Annotated in this window: 21 protein-coding genes; 18 read left to right on the forward strand and 3 right to left on the reverse strand. The window is 62.7% G+C overall.

All coding sequences use genetic code 11. From position 1 onward, the window contains the following. The first annotated feature begins 37 nt into the window (after positions 1-37). On the forward strand, positions 38-808 hold the full coding sequence (locus EOB49_RS07855) for a sulfite exporter TauE/SafE family protein (RefSeq protein WP_127296191.1): 771 nt from the start codon (positions 38-40) through the stop codon (positions 806-808). Positions 809-840: 32 nt separating this feature from the next. Here EOB49_RS07855 and EOB49_RS07860 read toward each other — a convergent pair whose 3' ends face one another. After that, on the reverse strand, positions 841-1,392 hold the full coding sequence (locus EOB49_RS07860) for a DUF2269 family protein (protein ID WP_127268486.1): 552 nt from the start codon (positions 1,390-1,392) through the stop codon (positions 841-843). A gap of 324 nt (positions 1,393-1,716) precedes the next feature. Between EOB49_RS07860 and EOB49_RS07865 the strand changes: the two genes are divergently transcribed. The 7 genes from EOB49_RS07865 (at position 1,717) to ruvB (ending at position 6,118) form a co-directional block, all read left to right on the forward strand. Next, positions 1,717-2,097, forward strand: a complete 381-nt coding sequence (locus EOB49_RS07865) for a hypothetical protein (protein ID WP_127268487.1) — start codon at positions 1,717-1,719, stop codon at positions 2,095-2,097. A gap of 450 nt (positions 2,098-2,547) precedes the next feature. Further along, complete coding sequence (locus EOB49_RS07870) at positions 2,548-3,081, forward strand: DUF1465 family protein (RefSeq protein WP_127320883.1); 534 nt, start codon at positions 2,548-2,550, stop codon at positions 3,079-3,081. A gap of 75 nt (positions 3,082-3,156) precedes the next feature. Next, positions 3,157-3,666 carry a crossover junction endodeoxyribonuclease RuvC gene (ruvC, locus tag EOB49_RS07875; protein ID WP_127320884.1) on the forward strand — a complete coding sequence of 170 codons (510 nt, stop codon included), beginning with the start codon at positions 3,157-3,159 and terminating at the stop codon, positions 3,664-3,666. Between the two features lie 56 nt (positions 3,667-3,722). Next, positions 3,723-3,992 carry an AbrB/MazE/SpoVT family DNA-binding domain-containing protein gene (locus EOB49_RS07880; RefSeq protein WP_127380658.1) on the forward strand — a complete coding sequence of 90 codons (270 nt, stop codon included), beginning with the start codon at positions 3,723-3,725 and terminating at the stop codon, positions 3,990-3,992. Next, the gene (locus tag EOB49_RS07885) at positions 3,970-4,389 is read left to right on the forward strand and encodes a type II toxin-antitoxin system VapC family toxin (RefSeq protein ID WP_127380659.1); all 420 of its coding nucleotides are present in this window, start codon (positions 3,970-3,972) and stop codon (positions 4,387-4,389) included. Before EOB49_RS07880 ends, EOB49_RS07885 begins: the two co-directional genes overlap by 23 nt. Positions 4,390-4,416: 27 nt before the next feature. Then, positions 4,417-5,037, forward strand: a complete 621-nt coding sequence (ruvA, locus tag EOB49_RS07890; protein ID WP_013529140.1) for a Holliday junction branch migration protein RuvA — start codon at positions 4,417-4,419, stop codon at positions 5,035-5,037. A 43-nt stretch (positions 5,038-5,080) separates the two neighbouring features. Beyond that, the gene (gene ruvB / locus EOB49_RS07895; protein WP_127272275.1) at positions 5,081-6,118 is read left to right on the forward strand and encodes a Holliday junction branch migration DNA helicase RuvB; all 1,038 of its coding nucleotides are present in this window, start codon (positions 5,081-5,083) and stop codon (positions 6,116-6,118) included. 102 nt (positions 6,119-6,220) lie between these two features. Here ruvB and EOB49_RS07900 read toward each other — a convergent pair whose 3' ends face one another. After that, positions 6,221-7,471, reverse strand: a complete 1,251-nt coding sequence (locus tag EOB49_RS07900; protein WP_127380660.1) for a cellulase family glycosylhydrolase — start codon at positions 7,469-7,471, stop codon at positions 6,221-6,223. A gap of 56 nt (positions 7,472-7,527) precedes the next feature. Here EOB49_RS07900 and ybgC point away from each other — a divergent pair, with 56 nt between their 5' ends. From ybgC to ftsH, 10 genes are all read left to right on the forward strand, one after another. Beyond that, entirely contained in the window at positions 7,528-7,998 is a 471-nt protein-coding gene (gene ybgC, locus EOB49_RS07905) for a tol-pal system-associated acyl-CoA thioesterase (protein ID WP_127380661.1), read from the forward strand. 422 nt (positions 7,999-8,420) lie between these two features. Then, positions 8,421-9,131, forward strand: a complete 711-nt coding sequence (gene tolQ, locus EOB49_RS07910; RefSeq protein WP_013529145.1) for a protein TolQ — start codon at positions 8,421-8,423, stop codon at positions 9,129-9,131. A 10-nt stretch (positions 9,132-9,141) separates the two neighbouring features. Continuing rightward, positions 9,142-9,594 carry a protein TolR gene (tolR, locus tag EOB49_RS07915; protein ID WP_023811855.1) on the forward strand — a complete coding sequence of 151 codons (453 nt, stop codon included), beginning with the start codon at positions 9,142-9,144 and terminating at the stop codon, positions 9,592-9,594. A gap of 7 nt (positions 9,595-9,601) precedes the next feature. Beyond that, on the forward strand, positions 9,602-10,759 hold the full coding sequence (locus tag EOB49_RS07920; RefSeq protein WP_127380662.1) for a TonB family protein: 1,158 nt from the start codon (positions 9,602-9,604) through the stop codon (positions 10,757-10,759). A 40-nt stretch (positions 10,760-10,799) separates the two neighbouring features. Further along, complete coding sequence (gene tolB, locus EOB49_RS07925; RefSeq protein ID WP_127380663.1) at positions 10,800-12,110, forward strand: Tol-Pal system beta propeller repeat protein TolB; 1,311 nt, start codon at positions 10,800-10,802, stop codon at positions 12,108-12,110. A gap of 109 nt (positions 12,111-12,219) precedes the next feature. Continuing rightward, the gene (locus EOB49_RS07930) at positions 12,220-12,519 is read left to right on the forward strand and encodes a four helix bundle protein (protein ID WP_245466330.1); all 300 of its coding nucleotides are present in this window, start codon (positions 12,220-12,222) and stop codon (positions 12,517-12,519) included. Between the two features lie 246 nt (positions 12,520-12,765). Next, positions 12,766-13,272, forward strand: coding sequence for a peptidoglycan-associated lipoprotein Pal (gene pal, locus EOB49_RS07935; RefSeq protein ID WP_013529149.1), 507 nt, complete (start codon positions 12,766-12,768; stop codon positions 13,270-13,272). Positions 13,273-13,496: 224 nt separating this feature from the next. Beyond that, complete coding sequence (gene ybgF / locus EOB49_RS07940; protein ID WP_127327632.1) at positions 13,497-14,606, forward strand: tol-pal system protein YbgF; 1,110 nt, start codon at positions 13,497-13,499, stop codon at positions 14,604-14,606. A 57-nt stretch (positions 14,607-14,663) separates the two neighbouring features. Then, entirely contained in the window at positions 14,664-16,058 is a 1,395-nt protein-coding gene (tilS, locus tag EOB49_RS07945) for a tRNA lysidine(34) synthetase TilS (RefSeq protein WP_127380664.1), read from the forward strand. Between the two features lie 125 nt (positions 16,059-16,183). Beyond that, a complete protein-coding gene (gene ftsH / locus EOB49_RS07950; RefSeq protein WP_127380665.1) occupies positions 16,184-18,112 on the forward strand; it encodes an ATP-dependent zinc metalloprotease FtsH in 1,929 nt (642 codons plus the stop codon). Between the two features lie 246 nt (positions 18,113-18,358). Here ftsH and EOB49_RS07955 read toward each other — a convergent pair whose 3' ends face one another. Beyond that, positions 18,359-18,811, reverse strand: coding sequence for a hypothetical protein (locus tag EOB49_RS07955; protein WP_127380666.1), 453 nt, complete (start codon positions 18,809-18,811; stop codon positions 18,359-18,361). Between the last annotated feature and the right edge of the window lie 130 nt (positions 18,812-18,941).

Below are 18,941 nucleotides of genomic sequence, written 5' to 3' on the forward strand. Positions count from 1 at the left end.
GTCGACCCGCTTTCCCTCCGGACCAGTCCCCCCTCCCATGTCAGGCCTGCTTCTCGATCCGTGGTTCTATGCGGCTGCCATTCCGGCGGTCATTCTGGTCGGCCTGTCCAAGGGCGGCTTTGGCGGCGCCGTCGGTTTCGTCGGCGTGCCGCTGATGGCGCTGACCATGCCGCCGGTGCAGGCGGCGGCCATCCTGCTGCCGATCCTGTGCCTGATGGACATCGTCTCGGTATGGACATGGTGGGGCGTTTATAACAGAAAGATGCTGGTCGACATGATGCCGGGTGCCGTCATCGGCATCGGCCTTGGCTGGCTGACGGCGGCACTGGTGACCGAAGAGGCGGTGCGGCTAATCGTCGGCGCCGTCGCCATCATCTTCGTCCTGCGCTGGCTCTATCTGCAGTTCCGCCATGGCGCCGATCACGCTGCCGCGCCCAACCGCGTCGCCGCCGCGGTCTGGGGCACGGTCGCCGGGTTCACCAGCTTCGTCGCCCATGTCGGCGGCCCGCCCTTCCAGGTCTATGCCTTGCCAATCCGGCTCGATCCGAAGGTTCTGTCGGGCACGGCAGCGATCTTCTTTGCCGCCACCAATGCGCTGAAGCTGGTGCCCTATTTCGCGCTCGGCCAGTTCGACACCGCCAATCTGACGGCATCGGCGGTGCTGATGCCGCTGGCGCCGCTGTCGACCATTGCCGGGGCCTGGCTGGTGCGGCGGATGCGGCCGGAAACCTTCTATCCCTTCACCTATGCAACCGTCGCGGTCGTTGCACTGAAGCTGCTGTGGGATGGCATCGCAGGTCTGATGTAGAAAGGCGGCTGCGCCGCCGCCCGTCATCAGGGTCAGGCAGCGCTCGGCACGAGACGGCGGTTGCCGCCAAAGGCCAGTGTGGCGCCGATCAAGACGGCTAGCACCATCCCGGCAAGGATGCCGATGTCATGCACGGTCGGCTTGAGCACCATGTCGGCAATGATGACCACCATCACGGCATAGTCGAAGCGCGCCGCGCTCATCATACGCTGGCCGATGGCAAGAACCTCTGGTGTGACGCCCTCCTTGGCGATCATTGCGCCCATGCGCTCGCCGGTCGGTTTGAAGATGAACATGCCGATCGAAAAGGTCGTGGCGTAGCCGGCCAGGCCGATGAGGATCCACAGGTCGGAGAAGCCGACCCAGAACCAGCACATGATGAGGCCAAAAATCAGCGTCAGCATCGACATCGGCGCGAAGAACCTGCCGCCCAGCTGACCGCTGGCGCGCATTGCCTGCAGTTTTTCCTCTATGTTGCCCGCCCGCTCGGCAAGCATGCCCAGCAGGAACAGCACGAAGCCGCCTCCGACCCACAGAATGGCGGTAGTGACGTGGAGGAATTTGACGATCGAGTACCAGTCCATGGGTTGCTCCTGCAGTGTTCCGGTCAGGTTGCGGCGGCGCTGATTTGCGCCGGCCGTCAGAGGAGCGGGCGTTTAGCGTGGCGCCTGTTTCGGAACGATGTCGCGAAAAACCCGGATCTGTTTCAGGCAATGAAGAAGCGGCTGAGATAGTGAACGCGCTATCTGATTTCCTGCTAATGTACGAATCGTCGGGAGGGGGTGGGGCGACATCGTCCGGAAACATCGCCGATGCTAACGCGCTAACGCCGGGAGCCCGGTGGCGACAACAATCGCCTGACGATCAACCCATTCCCACAACGGGAAAAGGCAATTCGGGGGACAGACATGCAAGGGGTAGCACGGAATTTCTTCACACTGGCCGTCATCTATTCGCTGTGCGGCATGGCGCTCGGCCTGCACATGTCGATCAGCCAGGATCACGGCCAGATGCCGACTCACGCCCACACAATGGTGGCCGGATGGCTGATGTCGGCGGTCTTCGCCTTCTTCTACCATTTGTTCCCTGCCATCGGGCAAAAGACACTCGCCACCGTTCATTTCTGGCTGACTGCAATCAGCGGCATCGGCCTGCTGATCGGCCTCTACTTCCTGCTTGCCGGCAATGCCGCGATCGAACCACTGGTGGCGGCCTCTTCGATGGGCTTCTACGCAGCCATGCTGCTGTTCGCCTTCATCGCCTTGCCGGCGATCTGGAAGACGGCCTGAGCTGGGACCTGGGGTAAGGTGAGGCTGTGCCGGCGATCTGGAGGGCAGCCTGAGCTAGCCTGACGCAGGAGATGCTGTCCTGTTACGGCACAGTATGGCGGCGTTCGGTCAAAAAAATCCGCGCCGTTAAGGCTTCATTAAGCTTTACAGGTGTTTACTATGTTCATCCAGTGATCTGGATTCTTACCGAGTGGTTGGAGCCACTTTGTTTGACGCCTCCCTGTTAAACTCCTGAGAGCCGCCTTATCCGCGGCTCTTTTTTTGTCTTCATTTCTCTTTTTTGTCCGCATCTCAGCGGGGCCGCCCAATGGCGGCTCGCCGTTAACCTTCTGTTAAACATGTGCTTGCCTTCGCCGGTGACGAAGCGCATTTTCAAGCTTCAGTCAGATAGGGTTCCGGGTGTATCGGCAGGGAGCCGAATCGGCCGGTTGCAAGTGCAGGGGCGTATCAATGAACGAGCCTTCGAAGGGCAGTGCAAAAACCGTCAAGCTGGCGGAGCGCCGGGTGTTCTCGCAATCCTTCAAGCCGCTTTACCAGGAAGGCATGGGCCTGGTCGAACAGGCCGCCGAATATCTCGACGGCAAGGGCCGGGCCGAGGCAAAGAAACTGTCGCGGCTGGGCGCCACGCTCTATGCGGCCGAATCGATGCGGCTGACCACCAGGCTGATGCAGGTTGCGTCCTGGCTGCTTTTGCAGCGCGCCGCCAATTCCGGCGAGATGACCCGCGACCAGGTCGCGTCGGAAAAGTCCAAGGTGCGTCTCGACACCGCTTCCGCCCATGACGAAGCCGCCGGCTGGGCCGAGTTGCCCGAGGATTTCCTCGATCTCGTCACCCGCTCGCTGCGCCTGCAAGCACTGGTGCGCCGCATGGACGAGGAGATCTATGGCTCGGGCGCCTTGGTCGACATGCAACCGATGGCTCGCCGCCTCAATCCAGTTTCCGACCAGATCAGCCTGCTCAACACGGCTTTCGCTCGGGGTTAGACCCCGGTCTGTCTTCTGTTTCCGGTTTGTTCACATTTCGCTGGCATCGCTGTGGGCCGGAGGTAAAGTCGGCAAATGGCGGAAGCGATTCGCATCATCGGTATCGATCCTGGGCTTCGACGCACCGGCTGGGGCATCGTCGAAAGCCTCGGCAATTCGCTGCGCTTCATTGCTTCCGGGACCGTGAAGTCCGAGGATAAGGCGGCGCTGGCAACGCGGCTGTGCCAGCTGCATGACGGGCTCGCCGAAATCCTGCACAGCGCGATGCCGCACGAGGCGGCGGTTGAACAGACCTTCGTCAACAAGGACGCGGTGGCAACGCTGAAGCTCGGCCAGGCGCGCGGCATCGCCATGCTGGTGCCGGCGCGTGCGGGTCTCGTCGTTGCCGAATATGCGCCCAACGCGGTCAAGAAGGCAGTGATCGGCGTCGGCCATGGCGACAAGAAGCAGATCCACATGATGGTCAAGGTGCTGTTGCCGAAAGCCGTCTTCGATACCGAACATGCCGCCGACGCACTGGCCATCGCCATCTGCCACGCGCATCATCGGCAAAGCGTGGCTTACAGGATGGCGCTGGCCGGCTAGCTATGTTCTTGACTTGTTCACGTTGCAGGGATAAGTAATACCGCAGAGGTATTACCATGCGCGTGACCACCAAGGGGCAAGTCACAATCCCCAAGCCGATAAGGGACCGTCTGGGCATCGCCCCGGGCTCCGAGGTGGAGTTCGTGGTCACCGACGAGGGCGTTCGGCTGGTTGCCGTCAACGAGAACCTCTCCCAGGAAGAGAAATTGCGCAGGTTCAGCGATGTCCTCGACCGGATGGAGGGGACGTTGGATCTGGGAGGCATGACCACCGATCAGTACATGGAGTGGTTGAGGGGGCCGCGTGAAGATCTCGACGTTGATTGACACGAATGTCCTGATCGACGTTTGGGGCCCAGCCGGACCGCTGAAAGGATGGTCGGCATCGGCAATCACCTCCTGCCGCCGCGACGGCGCGTTGGTGGTCAACACGATCGTCTGGTCCGAGTTGGCGCCGCTGATTGCGACGGAAACGGCGCTTCGAAAAGCAGTCGACATGCTTGGGATGGATCGCGAACTTGTACCTTGGGACGCGGCATTCCTTGCCGGCGTCGCGCATTCCCGCTATCGCCGGGCCGGTGGCATCAGGGAAAGAACCTTGCCCGATTTCTTAATAGGCGCTCACGCGACCGTCGCTGGACATCGTCTTTTGACCCGCGACGCTGCTCGTTACCGCAGTTACTTCCCGGAGCTAGACATCATCTCTCCTGAGACGCACCCATGAGAGCCCATCTTCCATGAAAGGTCTGGCATGATCGGCAAGCTCAAGGGCACGCTGGACGAGGTCGACGAGGACCATTGCCTCGTGGACATCCATGGCGTCGGCTACGTCGCCTATTGCTCGGCGCGCACGCTGGCGGCGCTGCCTTCGCCCGGCGAAGCGGTGGTGCTGTTCATCGAGACCTATGTGCGCGAGGACATGCTGCGCCTCTACGGCTTCCAGTCGGTGCTGGAACGCGAGTGGTTCCGGCTGCTGATGAACAATGTTCCGGGCGTCGGCGCCAAGGTGGCGCTGGCCATCCTGTCGACGCTGGCGCCGGCGGATCTCGCCAACGCCATTGCGCTGCGCGATATCGCCATGGTTTCGCGCGCGCCCGGCGTCGGCAAGAAAGTGGCCGAGCGCATCGTCACCGAGTTGAAGAACAAGGCGCCGGCCTATGCCGGAACCGCCTCGGGCACCATCGGCCTGAAACAGGAACTCGGCGACGGCGTGGCATCCGCGCCCATCACCGACGCGGTCTCGGCGCTGGTCAATCTCGGCTATTCGCGCGACACCGCCGCCAATGCTGTGGCGGCGGCGCTGAAGACGGCGGGCGAGGATGCCGATGCGCCGAAGCTGATCCGCTTCGGGCTGAAGGAACTGGCGCGGTGAACCGTCGCTTGTTCAGTTCCTTGCCGTGTGCAAGGAAGGCGTCATGAGCCTGTCGCCCCGCCTGATTGCGCCGGAAAAACGCGGCGAGGATGCCGAGCAGACCTTGCGGCCGCAGACGCTCGACGATTTCGTCGGCCAGGCGGCGGTGCGGGCCAATCTCAAAGTGTTCATCGAGGCCGCCAAGGGCCGCAACGAGGCACTCGATCATGTGCTGTTCGTCGGGCCGCCCGGTCTCGGCAAGACGACGCTGGCGCAGATCATGGCGCGCGAACTCGGCGTCAATTTCCGCTCGACCTCGGGTCCCGTCATCGCCAAGGCCGGTGATCTTGCCGCGCTGCTGACCAATCTCGAGGAAGGCGACGTGCTGTTCATCGACGAGATCCATCGGCTGAGCCCGGCGGTGGAGGAGATCCTTTATCCGGCGATGGAGGATTTCCAGCTCGACCTGATCATCGGCGAAGGACCGGCGGCGCGTTCGGTCAAGATCGACCTTGCCCGCTTCACGCTCGTCGCCGCCACCACGCGGCTCGGCCTGCTCACCAATCCACTGCGCGACCGTTTCGGCATTCCGGTACGGCTCAATTTCTACACGGTCCAAGAGCTGGAGCAGATCGTGCGGCGCGGCGCCCGCATCCTGCAAATGCCGCTTGGCGACGACGGTGCGCTGGAGATCGCGCGGCGTGCGCGCGGCACGCCACGCATCGCCGGCCGGCTCTTACGCCGTGTGCGCGATTTCGCCTCGGTGGCCGGCGACGGCCATGTCGACCGCAAGATCGCCGACGAGGCGCTCACCCGGCTGGAGGTCGATGCGCTCGGCCTCGACGCGCTCGACCGGCGGTATCTCAGCATGATAGCGCGCAATTTCGGCGGCGGGCCGGTCGGCATCGAGACGATCGCCGCCGGCTTGTCCGAGCCGCGCGACGCCATCGAGGACATCATCGAGCCCTATCTGATCCAGCAGGGCTTCATCCAGCGCACGCCGCGCGGCCGGATGCTGACGGCCAATGCCTGGCGGCATCTCGGCCTCGACGCGCCGAAGGATCTGGCGCAGCAGCAGATCAACCTGTTCCAGGAAGAGTAATTTTCCGGCGCGCCGCCCGTCGTCTCGGGCATTGGCTCAGCATTGCGTCGGTACGTTTTTTGAATGCACCCGGAATCTTCTCGACCGATCTTGGCTGAGCGATCAATGCGGCCCGCGGATCACGTCCATCACATCCGGTTCGGCCTTGTCGCCGTTGAAGGCGTCGACGATGCCGAAGGCGCCGCCATAACTCCACACCGACCATGAGAAGCCATGTGCTTCGGCACGCCCGATCATGTCCCTGACATAGGCGGCCCGGTACCCGGCGGGCATCACATAGGAATTGCCATATTCCTGGCGGATCATGCCGAACTCGCCCAGCGTGATGTTTTCAGGCCTGACGCCATTGGCACTCGCCCATGCCTCGACCTTTTTGAACGGCGCATCCATGAGGCCCAGCAACTTGTCGGGACTGTCCATGCTGGCGACCTGTTCGTCGAGATAGGCAAGCAGGCCGCTCTGCCGTGTCCACGGGGCCTCGGCCTTGATCCTGGCGCGGATGGTGTCGAGCGTCACGTCGAGCTGTGCCTGCGGCACCGCGGTCAACGGATAGGGCAGGCCGGTTACATAGGGGATGAAGTCGCCGGCCCAGGTCGCTCCCTGATGGGTGAGCAGGAACGGATCGTAGGAATGGAAGGTCCAGATGACGTTGTCGTCAGGGATCGCCTTCGGGTCGATCTTCTCCAGCGAGCTCGCCGCGGAATAGCAGGCGCCGGTCAGCACGAGGGTCAATTTCGTCGCCGAGGATCGCGCCGCGGCGAACAGTTTGCGCTGGCGGTCCGGCCACAGGCTGGTGCCATCACTGTCGCAGTCGACGATCGGTTCGTTCATCGGCTCGAAGGCGACCTGGGTGGGATCTTCGCCGGCCAGCGTGCGGGCCATCTTGCGGACCATCTCGAGATAGGCGTCGAAGGTCCGCGGGTCGTCCATTACTTGCGCCATGCCGATCTTGCGGCTGCCGCCGGCCGGGATCGGGTGCATGTCGACGACCACCTTCAGCCCGGCGCGGTTGATCATGCGCACGGAGTCCAGCACGCTGGCATAGAGATCGTCACGCAAGGCCACGGTCTGGTCGGACAGAAAGGGCGATGGATCGACCGGCATGCGCAGGAAATCGAAGCCGGCGTCCTTCAGTGCCTTGAGGTCGTTCTCCCCAAGGAATTTCCGCCATTCCGGATAGGGCAGGATGGCCTTGGCGTCGCCCCACTGGTCTTCGCCGGGCCATGTGACCCATTGGTCGAGGTTGAGGCCGCGCTTCATCGAGAATGTCGCGGTCTGGCCAGGCAGCGCCAAAGCCATCAGCACGAACAGCGCCGCCGTCAAACTCTTGATCATCGCCGTCAACAGTGCCATCCGATGTTTGTTCCGCGGGAAACTGGTGCCTCGCCGGGGCTGAAAAAGGAAGCGCAATGGGCGATCATGGTGAATCGGCGACGCTGCTGGCCGGGCTTTCCGGCGCTCTGACCGCGTTCGGCCACCGGCTGATGGCGCGGGTCTATTATGCCGACACCGATTTCTCCGGCGTCGTCTACCATGCGCGCTATCTCGAATTCTTCGAACGCGGTCGCTCCGACTATCTCCGGCTGACCGGCGTGCACCACACAGAGCTTGCCGACGGCAAGCATGGCGAAAGAATAGTCTGGGTGGTGCGCCGCATGGAGATCGACTTTCGCGGCCCCGCCCGCATCGATGACATCCTGACGGTCGATACCCGCACCGAGGAGATTTCCGGCGCGCGCATCTTCATGGCGCAGCAACTCAAGCGCGGCGACGAGGTGCTGGTCGAGGCCAAGGTCGAGGCGGCGATCATCGGCGAGAATGGCCGCCCAAGGCGCTTTCCCAGAGAATGGGTGGCGGCATTCATGCCGAGGGTGCGCTGATATTCAGGTGATGCCGGCCTGCAAACAGCAGCTTCCTGCGCTTCCCCGTTCTACCGCATCGCGGTAGAACTGTGCTCACGTACGAAAAGTACGCTCCGCTCCGGTTCTCGGAATCTACCGTTTTCGGCTCGGCCTGACCTGAATCTCAGCACACCCTAGGCGCAGCCATTGAATTGATGGCCTTGCCATTGGGCGTGGCAATGCGCCGCGCCTTATATACTAACCCATCCTTAACCATAACGGTTCATGAAGAGATTGGTGAAGATTGGCGTTATCGAACGCCTTCCTTTCACCAATATTTGCCCCGAAAAGGCCGATAACGGCACAGTTTGGGGTTGTTCCGGTAGCTTCGTGCGAACCGACCACAAGGGATGCCAGGGGCCAGCCGCCAGCTTCGCCCGGAAAATCTTAAGGACGTAACGATGGAAAATATCGCACTCGCCGACCCGGGCGCGCAATTGTCGGTTTGGTCGCTGTTCGTTTCGGCCAGCTGGGTGGTCAAGCTGGTCATGATTGGCCTGCTCTGCGCCTCGGTCTGGACCTGGGCGATCATCGTCGACAAGCTGGTTTCCTATGCCCGCATGCGGCTGGCGCTCAACCGGTTCGAACAGGTGTTCTGGTCGGGGCAGTCGCTGGAGGAGCTCTACCGCACGCTCGCCGACCGCAAGACCACCGGCATGGGCGCCATTTTCGTCGCGGCCATGCGCGAGTGGAAGAAGAGTTTCGAGAAGGGCGCCAAGTCGCCGCTCGGCCTGCAGACCCGCATCGACAAGGCGATGGACCTGGCGCTGACCCGCGAGATGGAAAAGCTGGAAGGCCGCCTCGGTTTCCTCGCCACCACCGGCTCGGCGGCACCTTTCATCGGCCTGTTCGGCACCGTCATCGGCATCATGACCTCGTTCCAGGCGATCGCCGGCTCCAAGAACACCAGTCTCGCCGTGGTTGCGCCCGGCATTGCCGAAGCGCTGCTGGCGACGGCCATCGGCCTGCTGGCCGCCATTCCGGCCGTCATCGCCTACAACAAGTTGTCGTCCGACGCGAGCAAGATAGCCGTGCGCATGGAAGGGTTCTCCGACGAGTTCTCCGCCATACTCTCGCGCCAAATCGATGAAAAAGTGGCCCCCAAGGCCTGAGGAGTAGCAGATGGGTATGTCCATGGGCATGGGAGGACGCGGCGGGCGCGGCCACAGGCGGCGCGGCCGTCACCATGCGCTGATGTCCGAGATCAACGTCACGCCGATGGTCGACGTGATGCTGGTGCTGCTGATCATCTTCATGGTCGCCGCACCGATGCTGACGGTCGGCGTGCCGATCGACCTGCCGGATACGCAGGCCAAGGCGATGAATGCCGACACGCAGCCGATCACCGTCTCGATCAACGCCGCCGGCCAGATCTATCTGCAGGAAACCGAGATCCCGATCGAGGAGCTGGTGGCCAAGCTGCAGGCGATCTCGAAGACCGGCTATGAGGAGCGCATCTTCATCCGCGGCGACAAGTCCACCGACTATGGCACGGCGATGAAGGTAATGGCCCGCATTTCGGCCGCTGGCTACAAGAACATCGGCTTGGTTTCACTGCAGGAACAGGACCAATAGACGCGCGATGAAGACCGGCCTCACCACATCGGTGATCTTGCATACGGCGGCGCTGACCTTCGGCCTGTTCACGCTGACGGCGCCGGCGGCACTTCCGTCGTCCGACGTCGAGTCGGTGGCGGTCGATATCGTGCCCATGGAAGCCATTGCGCAGACGTTGCAGGGCGACAAGAAGGCCGTGATGCATGAAAAGCCGGCACCTGTGCCGACGCAGCGCCCGGACATCGTTCCGGACGCGCAGAAGGTCGGCGAGAACAGCGTCGACACCGACAAGCCGATAACGCCGGAAGCCAAGCCGAAGCCCGTCGACATGACCTCGGCTCCGCCGCCCGCGCCGACCCCGATCGAAAAGCCGAAGCCCGAGGACGTGCCGAAGCCGCAGGAGAAGCCCAAGCCCACCCCGGCAACGGAAGTGGCGCCGGCGCCGACGCCCAAGGAAGAGGTCAAGCCCGAGCCGGTCAAGCAGGCCGACCCCAAGCCGACACCGGCCAAGCCGGCGCCAACCCCGCCACCGCAGGACAAGACTGCTGCCATCGATCCGACGCCCGAGGTCAAGCCCGACGCCGTCGCTGAAGCCATAGCGCAGGAGCCGCCCGCCGAGGCGACGCAGCTGCCGGATTCCGCTCCCGCGCCGGAAGCGCGGCCGAAGCCGCAGCCGGCGCAGGCCGAAAGCGCCAAGGCGCCGGAACGCAAGAACGCCGACAAGCCGGTCAAGGAAGCGTCGTCGAAGCCGAAGTCCGACGACAAGCAATTCAACGCCGACGAGATCTCCGCGCTTCTCGACAAGCAGAAACCATCCGGCGGTGGCGCCAAGCGCTCGACCCAGCAGGCGTCGCTCGGCGGCGACAAGGATCAGGGCCAGAAGCTTTCCAGGTCCGAAATGGGTGCTCTGGAAAGCCAGCTTGGCGGCTGCTGGACCCTTCCCGCGGGCCTTGAAGGTTCCGAGAACTTCGTCGTCGTGGTGCGGTTCAACCTGGATGGCTCCGGCAAGCTGGATGGACGCCCGGCGGTCGAAACGTCGAGCGGAAACCGCCAGTTCGACGAAAGTGCCGTTCGTGCGGTGCAAAAATGCGATGTCACCGGCCTGCAAGTTCCCGCCGGCAAGCAGGACATCTGGGCCGACGTCCGCGTCACCTTCGATCCAAGGGAGATGCTGGGCCTCTAAGGCCCGGGTATCCGAAAATCAGTACGAGAAGCGAGAAGACATGAAATCAATCCTCAAGCCGCTCCTGATGGTCGCAGCAATGGCGATGGGCATGACCGCTGCCAGCACATTGCCGGCGCTGGCGCTGGTCGAGCTCAACGTCAACAAGGGCAATGTCGAGCCGCTGCCGATCGCCATCACGGATTTCCAGGGCGGCGACGCGCTTGGGGCGCAGATTTCGCAGATCGTCACCGCCGATTTGAAGCGTTCGGGTCTGTTCGCTCCGATCGACAAGAGCGCCTTTATCGAGAAGATCACCAACCCCGATGCAGCACCGCGCTTCGACGACTGGAAGGTGATCAACGCGCAGGCGCTGGTCACCGGCAGCGTCAGCAAGGAAGCCGACGGCCGCATCCGCGCCCAGTACCGGTTGTGGGATACTTTTGCCGGCCAGCAGATGGCCGGCGAGCAGTTCTTCGCCAACGACGCCAATCAGCGGCGTGTCGCCCACATTATCGCCGACGCCATCTATGAGCGGCTGACCGGCGAAAAAGGCTATTTCGACACCCGCGTCGTCTTCATCGACGAATCCGGCGCCAAGAATGCGCGCAAGAAGCGCCTCGCGATCATGGACCAGGACGGCGCCAATGTGCGCTATCTCTCGGACGGCAGGTCGATCGTGCTGACGCCGCGTTTCTCGCCGAACCGGCAGGAAATCACCTACATGTCCTATGAAAGCGGCCAGCCGCGGGTCTACCTGCTGCAGATCGAAACGGGGCAGCGCGAACTGGTCGGCAATTTCCCCGGCATGACCTTTGCGCCGCGCTTTTCGCCCGACGGCCAGAAGGTGATCATGAGCCTGCTGCGCGACGACGGCAATTCCAACATCTTCGCCATGGACCTGCGCAGCCGCTCGACGACGAGGCTGACCAACTCGACCGCCATCGACACCTCGCCGTCCTATTCGCCCGATGGCAGCAAGGTGGTGTTCACCTCCGACCGTGGCGGCCGCGCGCAGATCTACGTGATGGGAGCCGACGGCTCGGGCCAGACCCGCATTTCCTTTGGCGACGGCGTCTATTCGACGCCGGTATGGTCGCCGCGCGGCGACCTCATAGCCTTCACCAAGCAGACCGGCGGCGAATTCCAGATCGGCGTCATGAAGACCGACGGCTCGGGCGAGCGCATCCTGTCCTCCGGCTTCCAGCAGGAGGGGCCGACCTGGGCGCCGAATGGCCGCGTGCTGATGTTCTTCCGCGATTCCGCCGGTGGGCCCAAACTGATTTCGGTCGATCTGACCGGACGCAACGAGCAATCGATCCCGACGGCGAACTTCGCTTCCGACCCGGCCTGGTCGCCGCTGCTTGAATAGAGGAATTGAGGAACTGGGGAATTGAAGAACTGAAGAATGGAGAAGGCGGGCGGCTACATTAATCGCGCGAAGGATCTAGAGGTATATAAGCGCGCTTATGTGGTTTCTCTTGACGTCCATAAAGCTCGCTTTCCCGAAAATGGAGCAATACGCACTGGCTGATCAGTTGCGTCGCTCCAGCAAAGGAATCTGCGCCAATTTGGCTGAAGGATTTGCCAAGCAGACTCACTCCAAACCCGAATTCGCGCGGTTCATTTCGATGGCAATGGGGTCATGCAGCGAGGTGGAGACGTGGATTTCCTATGCGTTCGACCTTGGATACATCAGCCAGGCACAACACGACGATTGGCTGCGATCCTATGCCCATATCTACGGCATGCTGATCAATCTGAGAGAAAAGCTGAAGTGAATTCTCTCTTCAGTTCCTCAATTCCCCAACTCTTCAATTCCTCATTTCCATCTCTTTGTCGCGTTTTGGCCGTATTTACGCCTAGGGTCCGCGTGAAATGTGGCTTCAGGCCAAAACGGCTGCGGACGGGCAGCTTAAACCGAAATTTAACCGTGTTTCTTGAATGCCGGTTAACCCAAACGTGGTTACTGGGTGATCAACGAAATCACTCAAATTAGATCACTCGAAATACGAAGGAGAGGCGGCATGGGCCGTATTGCAGCACTTACCAGAAACCCGGTCATGATCGCGCTGGTGGCGATGCTCGCCATCGCAGGTTGCGCCTCGAAGAAGACGCCGAACAACGCGGCCGATCTTGGCCTTAACGGCGCCGGCGCGGCGACGCCCGGATCGGCGCAGGACTTCACCGTCAACATTGGCGACCGCATCTTCTTCGATACGGACTCGACCTCGATCCGTGCCGACGCGCAGACGACGCTCTCGCGCCAGGCGCAGTGGCTGAACCAGTACAAGCAGTATGCCATCGTCGTCGAAGGCCATGCCGACGAACGCGGCACACGTGAATACAATTTGGCGCTCGGCGCCCGCCGCGCCGCCGCCACCCGCGACTTCCTCGTTGCCAAGGGCGTTTCGGCCAGCCGTCTCAAGACCATTTCCTACGGCAAGGAACGTCCGGTCGCGGTGTGCGACGACATCTCCTGCTGGTCGCAGAACCGCCGCGCGGTCACCACGCTTAGCGGCGCTGGCTCCTGAAGCATCATGCAGCCGACCGGCGCGTCAAGAACGGCGGCCGTCTAGCGGTAAGAATGCAACATACCTGTGCGAAAGGCGGCCTTGGGGGCCGCCTTTTTCACATCCGGATGCCCGAAACAAAATTTGGCCGAAGTCTCGGCTCCTGCTATGAGCCGAGGGCGCTTGGCTGGTCCCATGCTGATTGGAAGGCGCGAACAAGCTAACGAAATCACTGCGAGAGGCACATGCATTTGAGATCGGTTCTGAGCGGCACGCTTGCGCTGCTGCTCCTATCAGGCGTCACCGCCCTGGCCAGCGGCACCGGGGCGAGCGGCACGGGGCAATCAACCGACAGCGGCTTTACCTTCCATCTTCCCAGTATCGAATTGCCCAGCCTTTTCGGTCAAAAGAAGAAACCAGACCAGGTTCAGCTGGTGCAATCCGATCCTGCCGCTGTCACCAGCCTGGAAGAGCAGCTGCGGCAGATGAACGGCAAGATCGAGGAACTCAATTTCCAGGTCCTGCAGATGCAGGAGCAGATCCGCAAGCAGCAGGAAGACAATGAATTCCGCTTCCAGCAGCTGGAAGGCGGCGGCACGCAAGGCGGGCAGCCGCCGGCGCAGAAGAAATCGGACGCCACCACCGGCACCGACAACGATGTGGCGGCGGCCCCGGCAATACGGGCGCCGGCCGATGCCGGCGCCGCGCCCGCCAACGATCAATCGGCAGGCGGCAAGACGGTCGAGGATGTCATCGTCGAATCTCCCGACGGCGACCCCGGAAAGGTTATTCCCGGTACGGGAGCGCCGGAAAAGAATTTCGGCACCATCACCGTCGACAAGAACGGCAATGTGATCGATGCCGGCGGCAACACGCAATCGACCGCGCCGGCGCAGGACACCGCGCCAGTCGCCGGGGCGGCGCCCAAGGCCGGAAAATCCGATACGGTGGTCGCGGCGTTGCCCGCCACCAACAACCCGGAAGAGCTTTACCGCAACTCCTACCAGTTCATCCTCTCGGGCGACTACGGCACCGCCGAGCAAGGTTTTCGCGATCACATCGCCCGCTTCCCCAAGGATGCGAAGGCGGCGGACGCGCATTACTGGCTGGGTGAGTCTTTGCTCGGCCAGCAGAAATACCGCGATGCGGCCGAGACGTTCCTTGCCGCCAGCAAGGACTACCCCAAGGCCAAGAAAGCTCCCGACATGTTGCTGAAGCTCGGCGTGTCGCTGGTCGGGCTCAAGCAGCATGACGTTGCCTGCGCCACCTTCAGCGAGGTCGGCAAGCGTTACCCCGATATTTCCAGCGCGCTCAAGGAACGCGTCAAGCAGGAGAAGGCTCTGGCTGCCTGCTGATCCTTGTCCTACATGTCGTTGTCCTGAAACCGGGATCACTTTTGGGCGACATGCATTATGCTCGACACCGAGCCGGACCTTTCGACTAACCCTTTTTCGCATATCGATTTTACCAGCGGCGCTGTTGCGGCCGTGTCCGGCGGCAGCGACTCGACCGCCCTGCTCCTTCTTCTCAGACACCATCTCGACCGTAAGGCGCCGGCAACCAAGCTGCTGGCGGTAACGATCGACCACGGTTTGCGGTCCGGTTCGGCTGCGGAAGCGCAAACAGTGGCGAAGCTGTGCGCCAGACTCGGAATTTCACACCGCATCCTGACATGGTCGGGCCCCAAGCCATCGACCGGCCTGCCCGCCGCCGCTCGCGAGGCGCGCTACCGGCTGCTGGCCGAGGCGGCACAAGCCGAAGGCATCGGCCTGATCCTCACCGGCCATACCGCCGATGACCAGGCAGAGACGGTGCTGATGCGGCAAGCGCGCGAGGAAGGATTGGCGCGGGACGGGGGCCAAGGCCATGCCGAAATGGCAGGCCGGGGACTTGCCGGCATGGCGCCGGCCACCTTGTATGACTGGCGCGAGTGGATCGTTCGGCCGCTTCTCGGGTTGCGGCGCGAGGCGCTGCGCGACGTCCTGCGGCGTGAGAATGTCGGCTGGGCCGACGACCCCACCAATATCGACGCGGCCTTCGAGCGGCCGCGTGTGCGGGCAGCCCTTGCCGACAGCAACGGTGCGCAGCGCATCGACGATGCACTGGCGCTGGCCGCGCATGAGGGCCGCGCGCGCAGTCAACTCGGCCTCGCCGCCGCAAGTTTGATCGGCGATTTCGCGACCCGGCTGTCCTGCGGGCTCATTCGTCTTGATCCGCTCTTGCTGAACACAGGCGACGAGCGAGCGGCCGTCTATGCGTTGCGTATCCTGCTGGCCATGACCGGCGGAATTGCCTTCCTGCCGGATCAGGCCCGCAGCGAGGCTCTGTTCGGTCGGCTGAGGGCTGGATTTCTTTGCGCCACATTGTCGCGGACGGTTGTCGATTCCCGGCGCTCCGGCATCTTCCTGCGCCGCGAGGCGCGCGGCCTGCCCGCCGCCGCAACCCTTACTGGCAGCACCCTGTGGGATGGCCGCCGGCGCATCACATTGAACGACAGCAGCAGCGCATTGTTGATTGCCCCGCTAGGCATGGCAGCGGCGAAGCGGCTGGCGACGGGCCAAGGAAAAGCCCCGCCGAGCCTGATGCGCGCCGCGCTCGCGGCCGAACCGGCGTTGTGGCACGCCGGGGAATGCCTTGGTTTGCCTGGATATGGACTGAAGTCTGCGATGATGGAAGTGCGGCCGGTCGTTACCCCGTTTGCCCGCTTCCTGCCGTCCTTCGACCTGGCGCCGGCGCAGGCCGTCGCCGGGCTGATTGGCGCGGCCCCGGTCCCGCCCTTGCCTTTCAGCGGCCGTAGTGCCGGCTGATGGTTGCGCGAAAGCTTAACCCAGACGTGCTGTTATGCTTGGCAAGGGGAGGTGCTCTCCCTATGTTAGGCGCAAGTTTCCTCTCATGACGCGTGTCCGCCCCGCGGACGCCAACGGGACAATTGATGAATCCGAACTATCGCAACCTCGCGCTCTGGGCGATCATAGCGGTCCTGCTCATAGCCCTGTTCAATCTGTTCCAGACGCCGCAGACGCGAGGGGCTTCCAGCGATGTGCCTTATTCGCAGTTCCTGCAGGATGTCGCGGCGGGCCGGGTCAAGACTGTGACCATCGCGGGCGCCCGCATCAGCGGCACCTACACCGACAATGCCAGCGGCTTCCAGACCTATTCGCCCGGCGATCCTTCGCTGGTCTCGCGGCTGCAGGACAAGAACGTCACCATCAATGCGCGGCCTGAAACAGACGGTTCCAATTCGCTGTTCGGCTATTTGATCTCTTGGCTGCCGATGATCCTAATCCTCGGCGTCTGGATATTCTTCATGCGCCAGATGCAGTCCGGCTCCGGCCGCGCGATGGGCTTTGGCAAGTCGAAGGCCAAGTTGCTCACCGAAGCCCATGGTCGCGTCACCTTCCAGGACGTTGCCGGCGTCGACGAAGCCAAGGAAGATCTGGAGGAGATTGTCGAGTTCCTGCGCGATCCGCAGAAATTCCAGCGGCTCGGCGGCAAGATTCCGCGCGGCGTGCTGCTCGTCGGCCCTCCGGGAACCGGCAAGACGCTGCTCGCCCGCTCGGTTGCCGGCGAAGCCAATGTGCCGTTCTTCACCATTTCCGGTTCTGACTTCGTCGAGATGTTCGTAGGCGTTGGTGCAAGCCGCGTCCGCGATATGTTCGACCAGGCCAAGAAAAACGCACCCTGCATCATCTTCATCGACGAAATCGACGCTGTCGGCCGTCATCGCGGCGCCGGCCTCGGCGGTGGCAACGACGAACGCGAGCAGACGCTGAACCAGCTGCTGGTCGAGATGGACGGCTTCGAATCCAACGAAAGCATCATCCTGATCGCCGCCACCAACCGGCCCGACGTGCTTGACCCCGCCCTGCTCAGGCCAGGCCGCTTCGACCGCCAGGTCGTGGTGCCGAACCCTGACATCGTCGGCCGCGAGAAGATCCTCAAGGTGCATGTGCGCAATGTGCCGCTGGCGCCCAATGTCGACCTCAAGGTGATCGCGCGCGGTACGCCGGGCTTTTCCGGCGCCGACCTGATGAACCTCGTCAACGAATCCGCGCTGATGGCGGCACGGCGCAACAAGCGCCTCGTCACCATGGCCGAATTCGAGGACGCCAAGGACAAGATCATGATGGGCGCCGAGCGCCGCTCGTCGGCCATGACCCAGGCCGAGAAGGAGCTGACCGCCTACCATGAGGCCGGCCACGCCATTCTCGCGCTCAACGTGCCATCGGCCGATCCGCTGCACAAGGCCACGATCATTCCACGCGGTCGCGCGCTCGGCATGGTCATGCAGTTGCCCGAAGGCGACCGCTATTCGATGAGCTACAAATACATGATCTCGCGTCTCGCCATCATGATGGGCGGCCGCGTCGCCGAGGAGTTCAAGTTCGGCAAGGAGAACATCACCTCCGGAGCCTCTTCGGATATCGAGCAGGCGACCAAGCTGGCCCGCGCCATGGTCACGCGCTGGGGCTTTTCCGACAAGCTCGGCCATGTCGCCTATGGCGACAACCAGGAAGAAGTGTTCCTCGGCCATTCGGTGGCGCGCACGCAGAACGTCTCGGAAGAAACGGCGCAGATCATCGACGCCGAAGTGCGCCGCCTGATCGACGAGGCCTATTCGTCGGCGAAGACCATCCTGACCAAGAAGAAGAAGGAATGGATCGCGCTGGCGCAGGGCCTGCTGGAATACGAGACGCTGTCCGGCGAGGAGATCAAGCAGTTGATCGCCGGCCACAAGCCCGCGCGCGACCTCGGCGACGACACGCCGCCCAGCCGTGGCTCGGCCGTGCCGAAGTCCGGCGGCCGGCGAAAGAAGGGTCCTGAGCCCGAAGGCGGCATGGAACCGCAGCCATCGAGCTGAGCTTGACCACTGATTTCATCGAACGCCGCGGCTTGCTCCGCGGCGTTTTTTGTTTTTGGCGTTGGGGAGGAGTTGTCCGCGACCTCGCATCTGCGACGGTGACGATTGGCGAAGGCCAAGGTGATAGCTAATCTCCCCGCAAGGGGGGAGATTGGCAACGTCGCCGCTGGCGTGTCCTCGAAGGCAACAAAAAGGCCCGCGAACCCTGCGGTTCGCAGGCCTTCTCTTCTTCAGATGTCTTGTCGCTCAGCTCTTCAGCTTGGCATTGCACAGGCTGTAATAACCGCCGCCCTTCTGGATCCAGCGAAGGCCGTTCAACGTGCCCGCGTCCTTGTTGCCATGGTAGCCCTGCAGACAGGTCTTCATGCGCGCCTTCGCGGGCTTTTCGGTCTTGAACTCGGCGGCCAGCGTGGTCGGGAATGTCACGCCCGCGGGCACTACAGTGGGGGCGACCGCCGCGCTGGTTTCCTTTTTCGTCTGCGGCTCGGTTTTGACCGTATCCTCGCTGACACTGTCCGCTGCTGGTGTCGCGCACTTCTCCTTGCGAAAAGCCGTCCAGTCCATGCCGTTCAGAGTGCCGCCTTCCTTGGCTGTTCGATAGGTCTCGCCGCATTCCTTCATCGTCAGTGCGCTTGCGGGGGCGACGCTCCAAACGATAAATACGGTCGCAGCCAATACCGCCAATCTCAAACTGTGCATAAGACCCTCCTGGTTGATAATAAGTTTGACGCCTTTTTGTATACGGTTTGTTCTTTATATGTTCAACCGGAATCTTTACGGACTACCGATGAGCTTGGCGGGGGGCAGTGCAGGCGAATTGATGATGCCG

Source organism: Mesorhizobium sp. M7A.F.Ca.MR.148.00.0.0 (assembly GCF_003997735.1).
Taxonomy (GTDB): Bacteria; Pseudomonadota; Alphaproteobacteria; order Rhizobiales; family Rhizobiaceae; genus Mesorhizobium.